Source organism: Streptomyces pathocidini (assembly GCF_001418495.1).
GTDB lineage: Bacteria > Actinomycetota > Actinomycetes > Streptomycetales > Streptomycetaceae > Streptomyces > Streptomyces pathocidini.
Window position 1 is genome coordinate 1 of the sequence record NZ_LIQY01000164.1, and the last position, 1,432, is coordinate 1,432.

Consider the following 1,432-nt stretch of genomic DNA (forward strand, 5'->3'; position numbering starts at 1 on the left):
CGACCCGCCCAGCCGACGGCGGCGACCCCGCGCTCGCCGCCGTCGTCTGGGCGGGTCGTCGCCACCCCATGCCGTCGTGCCGTACCCCCAGGGCCCCCGCTCGGTCCAGGATGGAGGAATGGCATTCCATGTGGATTCCGAGACCGGGCGGCTGCGGCGGGTCATCCTGCACCGGCCGGATCTGGAGCTGAAGCGGCTCACCCCCAGCAACAAGGACGCCCTGCTCTTCGACGACCTGCTGTGGGTGCGCCGGGCGCGCCAGGAGCACGACGGGTTCGCGGACGTGCTGCGGGACCAGGGTGTCGAGGTGCACCTCTTCGGGGATCTGCTGGCCGAGAGCCTGGAGGTCCCCGAGGCGCGCAGGCTCGTGCTGGACCGGGTCTTCCAGGAGAAGGAGTACGGTCCGCTCGCCACCGACCACCTGCGCGCCGTCTTCGACGAGCTGCCGACCGACGAGCTGGTCGAGGCCCTGGTCGGCGGCATGACCAAGCGGGAGTTCCTGGACCGCCACGCCGAGCCGACCTCGGTCCGGTTCCACGTCATGGACCTGGACGACTTCCTGCTCGCCCCGCTGCCCAACCACCTCTTCACCCGCGACACCTCGGCCTGGGTCTACGACGGGGTGTCGATCAACGCGATGCGCTGGCCCGCCCGGCAGCGCGAGACCGTGCATTTCGAGGCGATCTACCGCCACCACCCGCTGTTCACGCAGTCCGGCGCCTTCCACGTCTGGTCGGAGGGCCAGAGCGCGTACCCGTCGACGATCGAGGGCGGCGACGTGCTCGTGATCGGCAACGGCGCGGTGCTCATCGGGATGAGCGAGCGCACCACCCCGCAGGCCGTGGAGATGCTGGCGCGAGGCCTGTTCGCCGCCGGTTCCGCGCACACGATCGTGGCGCTGGACATGCCCAAGGGCCGGGCGTTCATGCACCTGGACACGGTGATGACCATGGTCGACGGGGACACCTTCACGCAGTACGCGGGCCTCGGCATGCTGCGCTCCTACACGATCGAGCCGGGCTCCGGCGAGCACGAGCTGAAGGTCACCGACCACCCGCCGGAGCACATGCACCGCGCCATCGCGGCCGCGCTCGGCCTGGACGCCATCCGGGTCCTGACCGCGACACAGGACGTGCACTCGGCGGAGCGGGAGCAGTGGGACGACGGCTGCAACGTGCTGGCGGTCTCGCCGGGCGTCGTGGTGGCGTACGACCGCAACGCCACCACCAACACCTTCCTCCGCAGGCACGGCATCGAGGTGGTGGAGATCCCGGGCGGCGAGCTGGGCCGGGGGAGGGGCGGCCCGCGCTGTATGAGCTGCCCGGTGGAGCGCGACCCCGCGTAGGCGCGCGAAGCCTCCGAACCCAAAGGCCTCCGAACCCAAAGGCCTTCGCACGCCCCAGAAGCCCCCGCACCCCGAGAAGTCCTCGTC

At 71.2% G+C, this 1,432-nt stretch carries 1 protein-coding gene; it reads left to right on the forward strand.

All coding sequences use genetic code 11. The features are described 5' to 3' along the window. Window positions 1-118 precede the first annotated feature (118 nt). Entirely contained in the window at window positions 119-1,345 is a 1,227-nt protein-coding gene (locus tag AOK16_RS09950) for an arginine deiminase (protein ID WP_055471886.1), read from the forward strand. The last annotated feature ends 87 nt before the right edge of the window (window positions 1,346-1,432 follow it).

Bases quoted from the DNA above. Each gene is read 5' to 3' on its own strand.
- AOK16_RS09950 (WP_055471886.1), top strand. From the start codon at position 119: ATGGCATTCCATGTGGATTCCGAGACCGGGCGGCTGCGGCGGGTCATC.